Raw genomic sequence first — 15,996 nt, forward strand, 5'->3', positions numbered from 1 at the left:
ATTATTCTTAACACTAAATTTACAACATACCTTTCATTATATCGTTTTTTATATTTAACGGAATAGTATTTCAAATATATCTCATTAAAAATAAAAAAGGCAGGTTATAAATATATCATGAGATCACATATGGTAAATAGAATTATGAATAAGTATTTGTTACACAACCGCTCAATATTATTTGATAATCAAGCTGCATTTGATCAATTTATGGATAGACGTAAAGATGCCAATCAAGCGAAACATAAACAACCTTCAACATTAAATGTTAAAGCGAATCTTGATAAACTTTCTTTAGGAGAAATGCAGGTATTTAGATTCAATTTCCGTCATGAAACGAAGAAGAAAATATTATATATTCACGGTGGTTATAATACATTACAACCTTCACCATTTCATTGGAGATTTATGGATAAACTTGTATTAAATACCTTGTATGAAGTCGTACTACCTATTTATCCTAAGACGCCGGAATACCATATAGAAGATATTTTTAAAGCCATTAGTGATGTCTATGATTCTCTTTTAGAAGAAGTAGAGCCACAGAACATAGTGATTATGGGGGATGGAACTGGCGGCGCACTTGCATTAAGTTTTGTTCAACAACTTGTCGAACAACAACGCCCTGTACCTAAGAAGTTATTCTTAATTTCACCTATGTTGGATGCAACGATGACAAACCCTCAAATAACAGATAGTCTAATTAATAAAGACCGCTTTGTAAATATTGATGGATTACAACGTATTTTAAACGTATGGAGTAATGGAGATGCACTCGCAAATCCACGTATTTCGCCATTATACGGCTCATTAAAACATTTACCACCCATTGTCATGTTCGGAGGAGGTCGCGAGATTTACTATCCAGACATTCAACAATTGGCTTATACATTAGAAGAAGCGAATCACGATATTCAATTCTTTGATTATCCTAAAATGTTTCATGATTTCCCGTTATATCCAATTCGTGAATCACATAAAGTCATTAAACAGATTACTAAGACAATCGATCAATAATTACTGAAAAGAGGTTTCAGAATCATTCTGAAACCTCTTTAATCATAGTCTCTACTTGTGAGATGATGTAGCTTTGTCCCATGTAGTGGTAATGCTGGTCTAATACTTCTTCAAGTTTAGTGTGTGATTCATTTGTATGCTGCATCACTTCTGATAAATTAATTTGCTTATCCTTAACGCGTGTTTGATAATCACGAAACTGTTTAACTAGTGTATGTGCTTCTTCGTTATCATCGATTATTCTTTGTACTGCTTCAATAGCCTGTTTTTGGCCTTGATAATAACTAATGTTAAACGCGCGTTTCATTAATTCTTGACTTGGTCCGTTTATAAATAATTGCTTGGACTGATTTATTTCGATTAACTGCACTTTTAAATCATCATACAAATCATATACTTTTATTGTGATTGAATCTCTTAACGTTTGCGTCATTTCTATTCATCCTTTTTTGTTGGTATACCAATTTGATGGCCCAATTGTTTCGGCCATTCGACATCTCCTTGAATGCTATAATACTCTTCAACATTCTTTTTATATTCTTCTGGAAAAGGGGCAGACCGACGTTGTTCGCCATCAATACCCATCATCATAACTTCATTAGTAGCGGCTAATACATCATCTTCTGTATATAGAGATAAAAAGAAGTGAACACGTTTATCATCATAATTATAGATGTTTACTATAATATGAAATGCTGTATCTAAAGACATTTCAGATAAATAAGTCGTATGTTCTTCTAAAGTGAACATCGTATAATTTAACGTTTTGCGTTCTTCTAATGATAGACCATTAGCATAATTAAATTCATTCACGGCTTCACTAAAGACGGCATTATATTCAGAATCGTGCATGTGGTTATTGTGATCGATTTGAGATTGTTCTACTTTTTTTCTAACAATAAATGGATAATTCATAAATAGTTACGTCCTTTCAATTTATATTTCTAAATTCATTTTACTAAATTAAAATAACGCATACACGACATTTAATTCATGGTAGAATGTAAGACGTATGGTTCTATAGGAGGTAACATATAAAATGACGATGATAATTCGGTATCAAACTTCAAAACAGTCACTTACCCAAGTTGATACAGTAAAAGACATTCCACAGGACGCGACGATCGTGTGGTTTGATTTTGAGAAAGCTACATCCGAAGAAAATGATTATTTAATTGAGAATTTCAATTTTAACTATTTAGAGTTAGAAGATGCTATCAGTGGCGTGCCACGTGTTAAATACAAAGCGTATAAAGATTATCAATACATGGTATTTCATAGTATGTATAAAGATGATTTTTCTCCTATAGCATTAAACGTCTTTGTAAATGACAAGGTATTAGTGACATATCATGATAAACATTTTGAATCTCTAAATAATGTCGCTGAAATGAACTCTAATAATCATGATCCAGATCTAGACTGTGCAGATATAGTGATACATATTTTGGACATGATGGTAGATAAATATTTTGATTTTGTTTATACAATTGAAGAGAAAGTCTATAACTTTGAGGATGCGCATGTTGATGATACGCATAGTAAAAAAGTAATGGACAATGTCTTTAAATTACGTTCAGACTTGATTAAAATCAAACGCGTTTTATTCCCAATGCAAGAATTGGTTAATACGATTAAAACAGAAGGTAATTTAATTGTCGATAGTAAACATTCCATGTATATTCAACATATCGATGACCATTTGATTAAACAGAATAACATTATCCGTACATCGCAAGAAATGACGAATGAGATTAGGGAGAACTTTGAATCGTATTCTTCTTTTAGAATGAATAGTATTATGCAAGTGTTGACACTTGTATCCGTTATTTTCTCGCCATTAACATTTATCGCTGGTGTATATGGAATGAACTTTGAATATATGCCTGAATTGAAATGGCATTATAGTTATCCTTTATGTATGCTAGTCATGTTAATCATAGCAGTGGCGTTAATTGTCTTTTTCAAAAGAAAAAAATGGTTCTAGTAGAGAGTATCAATATTATAAATTAAGCAAAGGTAGGTAGTAGCATGAGCGATATGCAAAGAGAACAGAGGAAAAATGAACATGTTGAGATTGCAATGGCACAACATGACGCGCCTCAATCGGACTTTGACCGTGTGAGGTTTGTACATCACTCGATTCCGAACATAAATGTAGATCAAATTGATTTAACAAGTCATACATCCAACTTTGACATGAAATATCCTTTATATATTAACGCAATGACAGGTGGCAGTGATTGGACGAAGAAAATTAATGAAAAATTAGCGGTCGTTGCACGTGAAACAGGTTTAGCGATGGCGGTTGGTTCGACACATGCGGCACTTAGAAATCCTAAAATGGCTGAATCATTTAGCATTGTGCGCCAAACTAATCCAGAAGGTCTCGTGTTTAGTAATGTCGGTGCTGATGTACCTGTAGATAAAGCAGTAGAAGCGGTGAGTTTATTAGACGCACAAGCTTTACAAATCCATGTGAATGCACCGCAAGAACTTGTAATGCCTGAAGGTAATAGAGAATTCTCAACTTGGATTGATAATGTAGCAGCAATTGTACAACGCGTAGACGTGCCAGTCATCATCAAAGAAGTTGGCTTCGGTATGAGTAAAGAATTATATAAAGATTTAATTGATGCAGGAGTAACGTATATTGATGTGAGTGGTAGAGGTGGTACGAACTTTGTAACCATTGAGAACGAACGTCGCTCTAATAAAGATATGGACTATTTAGCAAATTGGGGACAATCTACTGTAGAATCTCTACTTGAAAGCGCTGCTTACCAAGACACATTGAATGTATTTGCGAGCGGGGGTGTACGTACGCCATTAGATGCTGTTAAAAGCTTAGCATTAGGTGCGAAAGCAGTCGGTATGTCACGTCCATTCTTGAATCATGTTGAAAATGGAGGCATCACGAGCACAATTGACTATGTTGAATCATTTATTGAACATATGAAATCGATTATGACTATGTTAAATGCTAAAGACATTAGTGAGCTTAAACATAGTAAGTTAGTATTTGATCAGAAATTAATGTCTTGGATTGAACAACGTGGACTAGATATTCATAGAGGATAATGAAGTGAAAATAATAAAGGGAGTGGGACAGAAATTAAATAAATTTCGTCGTCCAACCCCAGCTTGCTTTATTAGTGGAATTTCTTAATGAAATTCTCTGTGCTGGGGCCCCGCTCCCCGGCAAGGCTGACTAGATTTGAAAAAAGCTTGATTTAAGCGCATTTTCAAACCAGTCAGCTACTGCCAATATATTAGTAAAGGCTGAGACATTTTAATTTGTCTCAGCCTCTTTATTTATTGTGTAGGTGTTTATTTTTCATTTTCAAGGGTTAACTACCAAAGATATTGATGAAGCCCATCACGATAGGTACGCCAGCTAAATCAATAAGGAAGGCACCAACGATTGGAACCACTAGGTAAGACTTAGGTGAGCTACCGTATTTCTTAGTAATCACATCTAAATTTGCCATAGCGTTTGGTGTCGCACCCAGACCGTGACCAATAAAACCACCGGCCATCACTGCCGCATCATAATCTTTACCTAGCACTCTAAATAGAATAAAGAAAGCAAAGAGTGAAATGAAAGCGACTTGGACTAAAACAATAATAATTAATGGTAAAGCTAATGAATAAACTTGTGTTAATTGAATACTCATTAAAGCAAGTGATAAGAATAAACCAAGTGCGACATCACCGATTTGATCATTCAGTTTCAAATCTATGATATTCCAATTAGTATATTCTGAAATATTACGTATAGCTACTGCTACAAACATAGAACCTACATACATCGGTAAACTTTGTCCAGTAAGATTAGAAAATTGATCGCCTATAAATGTACCTAGTGACATACAAAAGGCAATAATTGTTAATTGAATAAAGAACACTTGTGTTGGTTTATATTTCTTATGTAATGTGGCATTTTCTTCAACCTTACTATAATCTTTGAATGAATCATCACTATTTCCAGGTTTAAGGTTATAATGCTTAATCATCAATTTTACTAATGGGCCACCAATTAAACCACCAAATACTAAACCGAGCGTAGCAGCAGCTAAAGCAGCGGTTACTGCAGAATCAATATTGAAACTTTGTTCCAATGTTTGACCATAAGCCGCCGCATTGCCGTGTCCGCCTTCCATTGACATAGAACCAGCAGTTAAGCCTAATAAAGGTTTAATATGGAGTAGCTTCGCCAGTGAAATACCGATAAAGTTCTGACAAATGGCTAAAACGGCACAACAACCGAAATAAATGAGTAGCACTTTACCGCCAATTTTAAATAATTTAAATGATGCACCTAAACCAATGGTCGTAAAGAATACCATCATAAAGAAGTCTTGAATAAATTGTGCGTCGAGTGTAATTTTTAAAATATTAAAAGTATCTAAGACTGCAACTAATATTGCGAATATTAAACCACCAATCACTGGTGCTGGTATACAGACTCTTTGTAAAAAGGAAACGTGATTAACAATAAATTCGCCTAATAAATAAAGCAGACAAGCGAGACATAATGTTGTCACTGCATCTAATTCCAATTTATATTCCCCCCTTTGTTAATTTCGCACACTTATCAATAATGAAAGCGCTAAAATTATCCATATTAACCATTATACATACAAAAAATATATATTTCTAGAAAGCATAATATCTTTTTAGTATATATAAAGGTTTGGAGTTATTTATATAAATGGAATTAATGTAACTTATATAATAATTTAAAGATTGCTTTTACTGACGTTAAATTCAGCAGGTCGTTATTTCCAAGTTTCTTCTGGCATCACACATTCTGACTTACGTACGCGAGAGACATACGGATTCCCTTTGACTGTGTATCTTAAATGTTTGTGCGTCCATTCGCCTTTATTAGGAATGCCAATTCTTGCACTTTCTTCAATTTCTCGTGGATATTTTCTGTTCTTTACATCAATTGATAAACGACATTCGTTAATAGTGGAACCATCAATTGCACGAGGAATGTTAAATGCTTTCGTCCATTTTCCAGGTCCATTCGTCACTTCATATCCATTTTTATTGCGATTCTTAATCATCGCTTCAATACCATCTTCCGGCTCAACAGCGCGAATCAATACACCTTCAGGTACGCCTTCCGTACGTGTCACTAAGTTAATTAATAAGTGCGTGTGCATGACGTGACCATAAATTGTGCCTCCACGTTTATACAGTGATGTCACTTTAGGCGTTTGCTTGCCTCCAAATCCATGTGCAGCTCGATCATCAAAGCCTAAGTATGCTTCAGTTTCTACAATATAACCGCTATACGTTTGATTGTTATCTTGATAAATAATCTTAACGCCTAATAATGCTTTAGCAGTTTCTGTCGTTGGTTTAGATACGAAATCCACAATTATTCCTTCTTTCTATCTTTTTGAAAATGAAAAATAAAAAATGCACTCCATCAAGATATAAGACTAGAGTGCTATGTTAATTATGTAGTAATATAGCAATTATAATTGAAGTGACAGAGAAATAACATTAATTAAAATCAAAAGCGTGACGTCACATATATTTGACAATTATTATGATAACTCGTTATGCTTTAAATAAATGGGAGTTTGAAAGAAGTGAGGGAAAGTGAATAACGTTAAGAAATATCGTGGAGTAAGTAAAATATCTCAATTAGAACTTGCGCGTTCAGTTGGGGTCTCACGTCAAACGATTAATATGATTGAGAACAATAAATATAATCCTTCATTGAAGTTATGTATTAATATCGCTAAGACATTAGGTGTAACATTAGACGACTTATTCTGGGAGGGAGAAGATGACAGCGACGGATGAAAGGATAGACGAACAACATCAAATAATTAAAGCTAAACATGGCATTATTAGTTTAAACTTTCTAGGTGCGATTGTTTCTTTTGAGGCAATAAGCGATTTAGAAAGATCGTTTTTATCCCCATTATTGATTGGGAGTCTTTTCATTCTAATCGTAATTGTGTGTAGGTTAACTATTCATAAAGAAACAGCGGATGATTTGTTTATCTATGTTAAAACACATGAAGAGAAAAGAAAACTAAATCGTCAATCCAAATTTAAACGTTTCTGGTTTTGGTTAACATGGATGCTTTTTGTGATATTTACAACTAATTTTATCGTACCAATGATATATAAAGGCCATATTAAATGGGAAATAAACCCAATACTTCTTATTTTTCTTCCAATTTATTTTATTATTTTTATGCTAGAAAATGACAAACGTATTCAAATTACTGAACAATATGTCCCAAGCATTGAAGAAAGAGAAGCTAATCCTAAAGGAATTCTCAGACTTATTCCTAATTACCGATTTGCTGACGAGCAACAAAAACAAACGATTATTAATACATATGCATCAAATTATATTTGGATTATCATTTCTCTAACTATCATTGTGATAATTGATTGTGTTGTGGAATTATTTATGCATCATTTGCCTATTGGTTCAATTATTACAATCTTATTTTTAATGATTTCAGGAATAATATTAGCAATTCAATTTTATCGTCTTAAAAAATAATTTCGTTAAAAAATATAACAAGAAAACGCTATCTACAAAAAATATTTTATAGATAGCGTTTTCATTTTTTTATTTATATAAAATGTATGGAATATTAATAAGAAAAGTGTAACAATATGTATGTGAAAAAGTCAGTGCTTAAAATTAATTAGATAAAGAGCGTTATGAGTTGATACAATACAACTAACAAAGTTCATTGTATCGGAGGATTTAGAAATGCTTTATTCCATCTTTATCTTTTTATTAGCAGGTTTCTGTGAAATTGGTGGTGGCTATCTAATTTGGTTGTGGTTAAGGGAAGGGCAATCAAGTTGGTTGGGGTTAATAGGAGGTGCCGTACTTATCATGTATGGTATCGTCGCTACATTTCAGTCATTTCCAACATTCGGGCGTGTTTATGCAGCTTATGGCGGTGTATTTATTGTCATGAGTATTGTATGGGCATATGTTATTGATAAACAAGCGCCAGATAAATACGATTTAATTGGCGCATTAATTTGTATCGTAGGTGTACTTGTAATGATCTTACCGAGCAGAGCCTGATTAAGCGTGTTAAGAGGGAGACGTAAGTAATGAAAGTTGAAGTAGAGAATCAAAATCACGGTATTGACTTAATTAAAATTGACAACGAAGAAACGAACATTGTATTTACGAATTATGGTGCACGCATTGTATCTTGGAAATATCATGATAATAATATCGTGTTGGGCAATAGAGTTGAGGCGGATGAATTCTACCCCCAGAACCCTTATAACTTTGGAGCTACAATTGGACGATACGCAGGTCGTATAGGAAATGCATCATTTACATTAAATAATCAAACTTATCAGCTTGAAGCAAATAATGGACCGCATCAGCTTCATGGAGGTAGTAACGGTCTAGATAAACGTTTATTCGATTATGAAGTAATAGATAATATAACGAATGTAAAGATTATTTTTACTACGCAATTACTTTCTAAAGAAGATGGTTATCCAGGGGATATGACAATTAAAGTGACTCATACGTATGATATGGAACATAGATGGACGATTGAATACGAAGCTCAATCTAACGAAGATACCCTATTTAATCCAACCAATCATGTTTACTTTAACTTAAATAGAGATAACAACGTCATAGATAATCATAAACTTACAAGTAGCAAATTGAATATGTATCCAATCGACGATACCCATTTAATTTCAAATCATCAAACGATTGATTTAATAGATATTTTCAAGAGTGATAGTATTTATTTTAAAGATATTTTTTCATCTGATCATCCATTAATTACTGAACAGATTCAAGCTAACAATGGGTTAGATCATCCTTTTGAAATTGGCAATCAACAATTTCTTATTGAAAATAACGAATTTGCATTAGATGTTAAAACGACAATGCCTAACATGGTTATTTTTACTTTTAATCATACGTCAGATTGGAAAAGTGATTTCAATATTTATAAAGCACATTCAGGTGTAGCGTTAGAAACACAATTTTTACCTAATGACATTAATATGGATAAAGCACAAGCGAAATCCATCTTAAAGGCAAATGAGAAGTTTTATTCAAAAACGATTTATCATATTGCTGAAAAGAAAGAACAATAAAACAGAAACTCTGACTAGTTAGGAATGAGACATTCATTCTCATTTAACTAATCAGAGTTTTTTTATTTGTGTCTTTTAAGCGCCACGTTACGCATTTTTTCTAACTTTTCAATTCGATGAGGTGATAAATATGGGTTTTGAAGTGCATAGTTTAAGCGTTCTAAATTTTTACGATCATTATAATAAATATCATTAAGCTCTTGGACAGACAATCGTGTATCAGCATTGGCCAATTGAAGTAATTCTAGATTATCATCCGCCTTAACAAAGCCTTCTTTAATGACTCTAAAGTAAAAACCTGTCTTTCCAGATGCAGACATTCGTTTAACCAAATCTGGTATGCCATATTTAGTTTGAATCTTCCAACAAGGTTCACGTATTTCTGACACTTCTATTATCGCTTCACCTAAACGGTATTGATTGCCAAAGTACACCTCAGACTCGTCTAAATCTTCTATTGTAAGATTTTCACCGAACATCGCATATTCAGGTAAGTGCGGGAGGTCTTCTTTATACATAGCATAGTTTGCTTTACTAAAGCTACACACTGCTTTATGAGGGCCACCGTGATCTTTATACGCTTGTTCATCCTCAACAAATCCTAATGTAGATAACCACATTTTTCCTGAAAATGGGACTTTATTTAAAGCAGAAAGCATTTGACGCTTTTGCCCATAGTCTAATTCTTCAATCTTTCCAGTAGAAATCGCATAGATAGGAATCATATATGTCACTCCTAACACTGTTTTAAGCAAAAGTTTACTATATTTTATTTGAAAAGATAAGGGATAATCAATAATAAATCTCTACAAGTGCTATATATTTCTTATTATGTCATGTAAAATAATAAGTAAGTAAACATGTAAAGGGGTCTCAGTAAACATGAAAGATTCGCAAGAGCTTAAACGAATGACAGTTGATGATGCTGTTGCTCAAATTACAGATAACATGATTTTAGGCATCGGAACTGGAAGTACCATTGAATTATTGATTCCTAAAATTGCAGAACGTATAAAAGAGGAACAACTCAATATTACAGGTGTTTGTACATCTAATAAAAGTGAATATCTTGCTAAACAATTAAATATAAATATTGTAGATATTAACGATGTTTCCTATGTAGATTTAGCGATTGATGGGGCAGATGAAGTAGATCCTCAACTTAACTTAGTAAAAGGTGGCGGAGGAGCGCTATTCAGAGAAAAAGTCATCGATGAAATGGCTGAGCGTTTTGTTGTCTTAGTCGATGAAGGGAAAATGGTAGATTACTTAGGTGAAAACTTTAAATTACCAATTGAAGTAGATAAATTTAATTGGTTACATACTACTAAAAAGATTGAATCATATGGCAATATCCAAACTGAACGCCGCATGAATGGTGATATCCCATTTATTACCGATAATGGTAATTATATTATCGATTGTCAATTAAATGAAAAAATAGACCCTTATCAATTCCATGAATTCCTTATTCATTTAACAGGTGTCCTTGAAACAGGTTATTTCTTAGACATCACAGACCAAGTCATTGTAGGGACACAACAAGGCGTACAAATCATTAATAAATAACAAATAGTAAGGTAATAAGACATTTCATTAATAAAGTTAATTCTTCTATATTAACTCGTATGAAGTGTCTTATTTTTTTATCTAACATTAGATAATTAGAACTACATAGATATAAAAAAACCACTTCATAGCGAATAATGAAGTGGCTTTAATAATACACGATTTACTTGTTTTTAGTGCTGTCAATTTGATCTTTAGCATTATCTACTACTGATGAACGTCTATCATTTTCATAAGAAGCACTTTCTTTTAAATCATCTTTAACTCGTGACGCACTGTCAGTCGAATTTGTTGTTCTCTTAGCGCCAGACAAATGATTCTTCTTATTCTGATGTGTAACTGAGCCTTCATCTTCAGAAGTAGAGTTATCATCGTCGTCCATATGATCTAAGTAGTTATTAGGTTCAACTTCATCTAAAGATTGGTTCGTGTTTCTATAGAAAATGAAGTGAACAATTAAACTTAATAAGTAAAAGACAACCGCTACGATTGTTGTACTTAAAGCAATTACTTTCATTGAGAAAACATCACCAAGTTCTTCACTAAATAAGAACACTTGCGCAAATGTCATCGCTGCATGGAAGATAACCGCGATATAAATTGTACGGCCTCGCGTAGCACGAATCAGTTCACCAATAATCATAGAGAACATAAATGTGTAAAGGAAATGGTAAGCAGCGTATTCAGTACCATAAGTCGTATTCGCTGTCCATACAGAATACATTAAACCAACGATAATAGAAGCGAAAAATGTATTCACTTTAGTTTCTGTAATATTTTGAATGTAAGAACGGAAACCAAATTCAGCGAATAACGCCATAAGAATATGTCCAATTATAATAGTAAATACTGAAACTGATAAATCAGAAGATTGAAGTAAGATGAAACTGTCTGCAAATGCATTAAAGCTGAACATACCAATAATGAAAATAATTAGAGGTAAAATTAATGCAAGTAACATACGTTCCACTACTCTGATATCAATTGATAACTTCAAACCAGCAAGTTGTACTGGTTTATTTTTAAATGCCACAATACAAATGACTGCGGCTATAGCTGGTGCTATATTTTTAATATCAAAAACGAAACGTTTAATACCGATTGTAGCTTGAAAATCTCGTAGGATAATGGATAGCGTCATTATTACAACGAAAAACACGAAGATTGTTAACGCCCATTGAAATCCTGAAATACGATTAGTCTTCATTTATGTAACCTCCATTAGGGTAACCGTATAAACTCTTTCTTTAATATTATACATATTACTTGGGTATAAATAAATTGTCCATTTCAAATATCATTAAAATGTAATAGTCTTGAATTATTTTTATCTTATTGAAAACAATTTTTAATGTCTTAAAATGATTAGAATTGGGTATCAAACAAATACAAGGCGATAATGACATGATTGAATTAAATAATGTATGATTTAAATATAATATTTATTTTTTAGGGGGCAGCTTAATGTATACACAAGGTAATCCAAAACTATGGACAGGTAGAATTGATAGTGAAACTGATCCAAAACAGTTTAGACATTTTCAAACAGTAAAATTTGCTAATTTAGAAAAAATGGATACGAACGAAGATAAATCGGGTGTAGGTTTATTAGGTTATGCTGTAGATAAAGGCGTTGAACTGAATAAAGGACGAGTGGGTGCTAAAAAGGGCCCGGATGCAGTAAAACGAGAATTTGCTAAATTGCCTGATTTAAGCGAATGTGAAGCATTAATTGATTATGGAAATGTCGAATATGAAGATGGTGAACTAAGTGAAACGCAACAGGAGATGGCTAAATTATCAGCTCAAGTGATTAAAAACCACAATCAAACCTTCTTAATTGGGGGAGGACATGATATAGCGTATGCGCAATATTTGGCTACAAGAGAAGTTTATCCTGATGCGTCTATTGGCATTATTAATATTGATGCACACTTTGATACACGTCCAGATGAGACACCAACTTCAGGTACGATGTTTAGACAAATTTTAGAGGAAGATGAACATGCGGATTACTTAGTGCTTGGATTAGCTCAAGGTGGTAATACACGAGCGTTATATGATTATGCTGATGAAAAAGGAATTATTTATGTCTATGCAGATGAACTCTTACATCAAGTTTCCCCAACGATTAAAGATAAAATTGAACGCTTTATGCATGACCATGATACAATTATGTTTACTATTTGTATGGATGTTATTGATAGTGCCTTTGCTCCTGGTGTGAGTTCGCCAAGCGTCTTAGGTTTATATCCACATTCAGTATTTGATATAGGTAAACGTGTGATTTTAAGTGAGAAAGTTTCTTCTATTAGTATTGCAGAAACTAATCCAGATTATGATGTAGATGATCGTACATCAAGATTAGCTGCTAATTTAATTCATCACTTTCTTGTGTAAGGAATTATTTGAAATTCTTAGATGAACATTTACTCATTCTGTTGTGATGCTTGCCTAGGGGGATAAGTCGAGCCTTGGTCTTGTAAAGTAGTTCTTAGATGAATGTTACTCATTTTGTTGCGACGCTTGCCTAGGGGGCTGGGTCGAGTCTTGGTCTCGACACTCATCCTGCTCCCTCAGGCGTCACTCAACTACGTTTCGTTATCTATCTTAGAACGCCTTACACAAGTGCACACGCACTAGTGTTCAATATAAAAAACACCAAGAGTCACGCAACGCCATTCGTAGTTCATCTTAGAACTACTTACTTAAGTGTTTGAACACTTAGGTTTATTAAAATTATTGCTTTTAATAATTCTCATAACTAAATAATTTATTATATTAAATTTCAGTCGCTCTTATGTGGAAGAGTGGCTTTTTTAATACGAAATAAATATAAATGTTAATTGTGAGAAAAATTTGACAATTGTGATACCATAAAGATAAAGGGGGAAGCGCTATGCAGGAGAGATATCAAACCTACTTACAACAATGGAATAAAGATATTTCACAAAATATCTTAGTAGGCATATTGATGGGACTAGCCTTGCTTCCTACCACCATAGCATTCTCATTTATTGTCCACATAAGTCCAACTATCGGCATTATGAGTTGCGGGTTAATGCTCTTCTTCATAAGTTTTCTAGGTGTACGATTGAGTATGGTTTCTGGACCAAGTAGTGGTATTTCTATTGTGGGCGCGCCTTTAGTTGAGCACTACAATGTGCATTACTTAATTGCCGCAACGATTGTAATGGGTATCGTACTTTTTATATTTGGACTATGTCATATAGATAAAGTATTAAAACTAATACCAGATACGGTAGTTATGGGATTTATGAATGCCTTAGGTATTTTATTATTAACTACTCAAATTAAGTATATATTTGGTATCTCTGTTGCGACCTATATAGTCGCAATTGCTACGTTTGTCATTATATTTTTATCTTCTAAATTGATTCGGGCGGTCCCAGCACCGTTGATTGCAATTATTCTTGTATCGGTAGGTAGTTATATATTTAAGCCTCATGTCCAATTAGTCCATGACTTAGCTGACATTCATATTGCTATACCGAAGCTTACTTTACCTACTGAATTATTTCATTATCATGCTTTAAGCGTCATTGTCTTATATGGTTTGACTATGGCTATTATTTCAGTAGTACAAACCAATTTAACGAACGAAATGATGAATGTAATTACTCAAAATCCTACCGATAAAGATAAAGAAGTGGTTGCTCAAGGTATATCAAACATGTTAGTTGGATTATTTGGCGGATATGGCAGTAGTGCACTTGTAGGTCAATCGAAGTTTAATCATAGAATGGGCGCGACTTCGCGTTTAGCAACGTTAGTAACAGGACTACTCTTGCTATCTTGTATTTTCATTTTAGCGCCGATTGTCGGATTAATTCCTATGGCGGTATTAGCTAGTGTCTTAATTACTATTTCACTTAACACATTCGATCGCCGAACGTTCAAGCATTTGCGCGAAGCACCTGTCACACGTACGTTTGTGATGTTAGTTACCATTATTTTAGTTTTAACCACGCATAATTTAGCAATCGGTGTTGTAGTAGGTACAGTCGTATACTATATTGTTCAATTTATTTTGAAAAAGGGAGGACGAAGCACGACATGACAGAATATAAAGATTACGTTCAATGGCGTCGTTTATTTCATCAATATCCGGAAGTATCTAATAATGAATTTGAAACCACTCAACGCTTAAAAGAAATTTTAAAAGAATATGATATTAAAATCATTGATATTCCGCTTGAAACAGGGTTTGTAGCAGAAGTAGGGAAAGGCGAACCTTGTATTGCAGTACGTACAGATATAGATGCCTTACCAATTAAAGAACAAGTAGATCACGATTTTACCTCTTCTAATGAGGGGGCTATGCATGCTTGTGGACATGATATTCATATGGCAAGCATTTTAGCAGTAGCGACACAATTAAAAGCACAAGAATCTGAATTAAAAGGGCGAGTGAAATTCTTATTCCAACCGGCAGAAGAAGTGGGGACAGGTGCATTAGCAATGGCGGAAACAGAGGCACTAGATGATGTCAAAGCGATTCTAGGTTTCCATAATTATCCAACTTTAGATATAGGAGAATTTGCGATCAAGTCTGGTCCTATAACGTCAGCCGTGGATCGTTTCGAATTTAAAATTCGTGGAAAAGGTGCACATGCAGCTAAACCAGAACAAGGTAACGATCCAGTCATGGTGTTAGGTCAACTTATTACTAGTTTACAGACGATAGTGAGTCGTAATTTATCTGCCTTTGATAGTGCGGTGGTTACGATTGGCGAAGTATCTTCAGGTAACACATGGAATGTCATTGCTGATAACGCATATGTTCAAGGTACAGTGCGTTCATTTAAACCAGAAATTCAAGACCAAATTGAACAACGTATGACTGATATTGCGAAAGGGCTTGAACAACTCTTTAATGTAGAAATTGAACTGGTTTATACGCATTTACCACAGGCTGTGATGAATGATGAGTTCTTAACAGAGCAGGCGAAAGAAGCGGCTAAGAAGGTTGGTTATAACGTCATTGAATTAGATGAACCTTATACCATTGGGGAAGATTTTTCAGGATTATTGGCTAATCATCCAGGTGTTTTTGCGTTTATTGGCTCTAATAGTGAGTATGACTTACATCATCCTAAGTATGATCCTGATGAGCGTATCTTGGAAAAGGTGCCTGAGTACTTCATAACGTTGATTCATCAATTACTTGCTGAGTATGCATAAAAGGTGTTTGTTAGTATAGAATAATTTTTTACGAGTGCTGTTTGGTTGTGCATTTTCAAAAAGAATGAT

At 33.8% G+C, this 15,996-nt stretch carries 17 protein-coding genes; 11 read left to right on the top strand and 6 right to left on the bottom strand.

From position 1 onward, the window contains the following. The first annotated feature begins 117 nt into the window (after positions 1-117). Positions 118-1,017 carry an alpha/beta hydrolase fold domain-containing protein gene (locus tag E2558_RS06900; RefSeq protein ID WP_126565652.1) on the top strand — a complete coding sequence of 300 codons (900 nt, stop codon included), beginning with the start codon at positions 118-120 and terminating at the stop codon, positions 1,015-1,017. 22 nt (positions 1,018-1,039) lie between these two features. On the opposite strand, the gene E2558_RS06905 is transcribed toward E2558_RS06900, so the two are convergent. Next, complete coding sequence (locus E2558_RS06905) at positions 1,040-1,450, bottom strand: hypothetical protein (protein ID WP_126565653.1); 411 nt, start codon at positions 1,448-1,450, stop codon at positions 1,040-1,042. Positions 1,451-1,452: 2 nt separating this feature from the next. Further along, entirely contained in the window at positions 1,453-1,932 is a 480-nt protein-coding gene (locus tag E2558_RS06910; RefSeq protein WP_126565654.1) for a thioesterase family protein, read from the bottom strand. 124 nt (positions 1,933-2,056) lie between these two features. On the opposite strand from E2558_RS06910, the gene corA reads away from it, so the two are divergent. Continuing rightward, positions 2,057-3,004, top strand: coding sequence for a magnesium/cobalt transporter CorA (corA, locus tag E2558_RS06915; RefSeq protein ID WP_126565655.1), 948 nt, complete (start codon positions 2,057-2,059; stop codon positions 3,002-3,004). 44 nt (positions 3,005-3,048) lie between these two features. After that, positions 3,049-4,098, top strand: coding sequence for a type 2 isopentenyl-diphosphate Delta-isomerase (fni, locus tag E2558_RS06920; RefSeq protein WP_126565656.1), 1,050 nt, complete (start codon positions 3,049-3,051; stop codon positions 4,096-4,098). Positions 4,099-4,367: 269 nt separating this feature from the next. Here fni and gltS read toward each other — a convergent pair whose 3' ends face one another. Together gltS and E2558_RS06930 are read right to left on the bottom strand one after the other, a co-directional pair. Beyond that, positions 4,368-5,579: a sodium/glutamate symporter gene (gltS, locus tag E2558_RS06925; protein WP_126566381.1), complete on the bottom strand. Its 1,212-nt coding sequence runs from the start codon at positions 5,577-5,579 to the stop codon at positions 4,368-4,370. Between the two features lie 219 nt (positions 5,580-5,798). Beyond that, positions 5,799-6,407, bottom strand: coding sequence for a DNA-3-methyladenine glycosylase (locus tag E2558_RS06930; protein WP_126566384.1), 609 nt, complete (start codon positions 6,405-6,407; stop codon positions 5,799-5,801). Positions 6,408-6,636: 229 nt separating this feature from the next. Here E2558_RS06930 and E2558_RS06935 point away from each other — a divergent pair, with 229 nt between their 5' ends. From E2558_RS06935 to E2558_RS06950, 4 genes are all read left to right on the top strand, one after another. After that, a complete protein-coding gene (locus E2558_RS06935) occupies positions 6,637-6,843 on the top strand; it encodes a helix-turn-helix transcriptional regulator (protein WP_103365562.1) in 207 nt (68 codons plus the stop codon). After that, positions 6,827-7,561 carry a hypothetical protein gene (locus E2558_RS06940; RefSeq protein ID WP_126566386.1) on the top strand — a complete coding sequence of 245 codons (735 nt, stop codon included), beginning with the start codon at positions 6,827-6,829 and terminating at the stop codon, positions 7,559-7,561. Before E2558_RS06935 ends, E2558_RS06940 begins: the two co-directional genes overlap by 17 nt. 216 nt (positions 7,562-7,777) lie before the next feature. Further along, positions 7,778-8,104, top strand: coding sequence for a YnfA family protein (locus E2558_RS06945; protein ID WP_126566389.1), 327 nt, complete (start codon positions 7,778-7,780; stop codon positions 8,102-8,104). A gap of 29 nt (positions 8,105-8,133) precedes the next feature. Continuing rightward, a complete protein-coding gene (locus E2558_RS06950; RefSeq protein WP_126566392.1) occupies positions 8,134-9,153 on the top strand; it encodes an aldose epimerase family protein in 1,020 nt (339 codons plus the stop codon). A gap of 62 nt (positions 9,154-9,215) precedes the next feature. Here the strand turns inward: E2558_RS06950 and E2558_RS06955 are convergent, their stop codons facing one another. Continuing rightward, entirely contained in the window at positions 9,216-9,878 is a 663-nt protein-coding gene (locus tag E2558_RS06955) for an MOSC domain-containing protein (protein ID WP_126566394.1), read from the bottom strand. 157 nt (positions 9,879-10,035) lie between these two features. On the opposite strand from E2558_RS06955, the gene E2558_RS06960 reads away from it, so the two are divergent. Then, the gene (locus E2558_RS06960; protein WP_126566396.1) at positions 10,036-10,722 is read left to right on the top strand and encodes a ribose 5-phosphate isomerase A; all 687 of its coding nucleotides are present in this window, start codon (positions 10,036-10,038) and stop codon (positions 10,720-10,722) included. 163 nt (positions 10,723-10,885) lie between these two features. Here the strand turns inward: E2558_RS06960 and sdpC are convergent, their stop codons facing one another. After that, positions 10,886-11,929: a peptidoglycan release complex CPBP-like subunit SdpC gene (gene sdpC / locus E2558_RS06965; RefSeq protein ID WP_126566398.1), complete on the bottom strand. Its 1,044-nt coding sequence runs from the start codon at positions 11,927-11,929 to the stop codon at positions 10,886-10,888. A gap of 257 nt (positions 11,930-12,186) precedes the next feature. Between sdpC and hutG the strand changes: the two genes are divergently transcribed. The 3 genes from hutG (at position 12,187) to E2558_RS06980 (ending at position 15,927) form a co-directional block, all read left to right on the top strand. Continuing rightward, entirely contained in the window at positions 12,187-13,122 is a 936-nt protein-coding gene (hutG, locus tag E2558_RS06970) for a formimidoylglutamase (RefSeq protein WP_126566400.1), read from the top strand. Between the two features lie 499 nt (positions 13,123-13,621). Beyond that, complete coding sequence (locus E2558_RS06975) at positions 13,622-14,803, top strand: SulP family inorganic anion transporter (protein ID WP_126566403.1); 1,182 nt, start codon at positions 13,622-13,624, stop codon at positions 14,801-14,803. Then, positions 14,800-15,927: an amidohydrolase gene (locus E2558_RS06980; RefSeq protein ID WP_126566405.1), complete on the top strand. Its 1,128-nt coding sequence runs from the start codon at positions 14,800-14,802 to the stop codon at positions 15,925-15,927. The genes E2558_RS06975 and E2558_RS06980 overlap by 4 nt, the downstream gene beginning before the upstream one ends. Positions 15,928-15,996: the final 69 nt, after the last annotated feature.

It is taken from the genome of Staphylococcus pragensis (assembly GCF_004785665.1).
Lineage (GTDB): Bacteria > Bacillota > Bacilli > Staphylococcales > Staphylococcaceae > Staphylococcus > Staphylococcus pragensis.